The sequence below is a fragment of the Microbacterium sp. Bi128 genome, from assembly GCF_918698205.1.
Genome location: NZ_CAKKMM010000600.1, coordinates 1 through 2,936, shown reverse-complemented (window position 1 = coordinate 2,936; position 2,936 = coordinate 1). Strand labels below are relative to the sequence as shown.

The 2,936-nt window shown below is 59.1% G+C and carries 3 protein-coding genes; 2 read left to right on the top strand and 1 reads right to left on the bottom strand.

Going from position 1 to position 2,936, the window contains the following annotated elements; translation table 11 throughout:
• Positions 1 to 590: 590 nt before the first annotated feature.
• Positions 591 to 1,052 carry an NUDIX domain-containing protein gene (locus LQV45_RS23560; RefSeq protein WP_091557572.1) on the bottom strand — a complete coding sequence of 154 codons (462 nt, stop codon included), beginning with the start codon at positions 1,050 to 1,052 and terminating at the stop codon, positions 591 to 593.
• A 169-nt stretch (positions 1,053 to 1,221) separates the two neighbouring features.
• Between LQV45_RS23560 and LQV45_RS23555 the strand changes: the two genes are divergently transcribed.
• Together LQV45_RS23555 and LQV45_RS23550 are read left to right on the top strand one after the other, a co-directional pair.
• Positions 1,222 to 1,947, top strand: coding sequence for a class I SAM-dependent methyltransferase (locus LQV45_RS23555; RefSeq protein WP_230009069.1), 726 nt, complete (start codon positions 1,222 to 1,224; stop codon positions 1,945 to 1,947).
• Positions 1,948 to 2,240: 293 nt separating this feature from the next.
• The coding region (locus LQV45_RS23550) for a hypothetical protein (protein ID WP_230009068.1) at positions 2,241 to 2,936 on the top strand (696 nt) is incomplete at its 3' end.

The window sequence follows — 2,936 nt, the reverse complement described above, 5'->3', positions numbered from 1 at the left end:
CGTTGCGATCAGCCTCCGTGTAGTCCCGTGAATGGTCGTTTACAGAAGACCCGAGTCCACGTCCTCCAAGAGGACTGTTTTCAACGATTTGTCCGGCGGGTACCGTCACGATCTATACCGGGGTCCATTAGAGTGACCGCCATGACTGAGACCGTCCTCCCTCCCTTTGTCGTAACCGCGGCGGCTATCCGTCAGCTTGAGTTGATGGGAGGTCACGCTCGGGTCGATATCCAGGCTGGGGGCTGTTGCGGTAGTACGTACGTATTCACTCAAGAAGTGGGCAGTAAATCGGATGCTAGATACGGATGCATTGGAGCGGAATTATTTGTCAGCGATGCTGCGCGGGCAGTGCTAACGGGGGCAACGCTGGACTACAGCGCAACGATAAAGCCGGCGCGTTTCCGAGTACTGAGAAATCCAAACACTCCCAAGCGGTGTCCTTGCAACCGCTCGTTCGGACGGGATTGGCCAGGCAAAAGACAACCCGGGTGTGCGGCCCGAAGCCCCATGCCTTGGGACGCGTAGCTTTACGAATCGCTCGAACCGGCACCCACGATGACATCGGGCATCAGTTGGTGGGCCTGCTTGGCTCACGCCGTGGCAAAGCCAAAGGCGATAATGGGCGCCAGACCAATCCGTAGACGTTCGATGACGTATCGCTCGTGAGGAACTAGGGCAGAAGGCAGGTCATCAAGGTGGAACCATGCAAGATCGGCTACCTTGCCACGTTCCATCATCTGAGGTTCCCCTTCCCAAGTTGTGCATGTGAAGAAGAAATCGACCCGTTCATCAATGGCCTGGCCGTTTCCTTGCGACCGGTGCATCGTGGTTAACGGGACTAACTGGTCGGGCTCAATGGACACGCCGAGCTCCTCATGCGCCTCGCGTACTGCCGCTTGGGCAGCAGACTCGTCAGGTTCAACATGGCCTGCCGCAGCAGTAGCCCAGTATCCATCCATATACCCGGTGCCCTGGCGCAATTGAAGCAAAACGAGCTCCCCGCGTCGAAAGATGACTTTGCTGGCGGGGACTACCTGGAACCGATCAACCATCAGAAACTACCTTCTTGAATCGATATCGCCGGGGGTCTCGCCGCGGGGCAAGGGATTATCGTTCATTATTGACTATTAGAAGTGCACACTCTGGACCCGCACCATAGACCGTCCCGTAGAGGATCCTTCACCGGGCAGGTTCGATGCTCGACGTGCAAGGATGGGGGCCATGCTGACGGATTTCGTGAAGGCCTGGAATCAGGGCAAGAACCCTGACTTGTACGAGCTGGAAAATGCGGCCATGGACCGCGAAGGTATCGTTTGGGATGCGCTCAGCGCCATCGCACCCTGGGCCGGGAAGACCCTTCTGGACCTTGGTTGTGGAACGGGATTCTGGCTTCCGGGATATGCGACTCACGCCCGGGAAGTATTTGGGGTCGAACCCGACGTCGATCTCTTGCACTGGGCACGTTCACGAACGCCGGAAGCTCGGGTCCTTCACGGTTCTGCAGAACATATCCCACTCGGCGATGCGTCAGTTGACGTGGTCCACGCTCGATTTGCGTATTTCTTTCCAACACCGGGAAATGACTGCTCGGCTGGGCTTGCAGAGGTTATGAGGGTCCTGCGTCCGGGCGGCACGCTGGTAGTTATTGACAACGATCAAGCTAACGGTGATTTCGCCGACCTCCTCGCAGTCAGTTCCGCTGCCGAGACCCAGGGACATGAAGACTATGTACGGGAGTGGTGGTCAGCCCAGGGAGCACACACCACCGCCCTGATGAGCACTTGGGATTTCGACACACCACGAGACCTTCGTGCTGTCGTTTCTATGGAGTTTCCGAGTGGCACCGCACAGACCTGGCTGAACGCTGATCCGGATCGGCGTGAGCTGGCCTACGGATACTTGCTCCACCATGTCAGCCGCCCTGCAGCCCAAGGCGGTACACGCTAAGGACAGCGGTGCCTGTGTTTTCCGTAGCGGACAAGCGCTACTTCGCCGACTTTGGTTCCTCACGGCCCTCGTACAAACGCAAGACAATTATCCATTCAGCAAGCCCACGGGAGATGCTTCGGAGAACCGCCCGTAAGCCGGTGGCCCAACGTACGCTCCTGCGTTCGATAGGGGATCCCTCAACGGACACTGCATACACTGGGTCGCCATCACGGTGTCGCGCCAGCTTCAATCCGGCTGTGTTTCGCAACCCTTGCCCGGGGTTGCCCCGTGCCGGCTATTAGGCTGGCGCCATGGAATCGTTGCCCAATGCTGCGCCCGGTGAATGGCTCAAGCCTCTGATGGATACCGTGTGGCTTGACATGCACGCTGTGGTGCCACGGGGCTTCCCCGCCTACGCCAGGATCTTTCATCCGGTGGCGCGGGACCGCCCGCAGGACACCGGCTCCTGGTACGGACATCCCCGAACGGACGTCTTCCCCCTCGACGAGCAACAGGTCCGCTGGTCTGACGTGGCGGGTGCGTTCGGGACCAAGATGCACCCATTGGCCCAATTCCACCGACTTCTTGGGCAAGTACCGAGCCGTCAGGAGATATTGGACAGCGAGGGCTGGCGATATTCGGAACCCCTAACCGGCAACCTCGCACCGGACACACTGGCAGCAGTGGCTTCCCGCCTCTGTGAACACACCTCCACGCCAAACAAGGGCGTGTCCGCCATATGGGAAGGATGGGGAGGTCTTACAAGTTCCATCGGTTATGCCCAGCTCACTTTTTCAGACGACTGGACTTTCGTGGAAAACGCTCCCGATTCCGCCGCGCTGGACAGCGGACCTGGTTCGGGCCTGCTACCGGCAGAGGTGGTCAACGGCGAAACACTGACCCTTCCGGGCCGCGCCTATTACCTCTTCAATGCCGCGCCACAGTTTTACCGCGACCCCGGGTGGGTGAATCATGTGCCCTGGCACCATTCCCCGCAATTCCCGCAG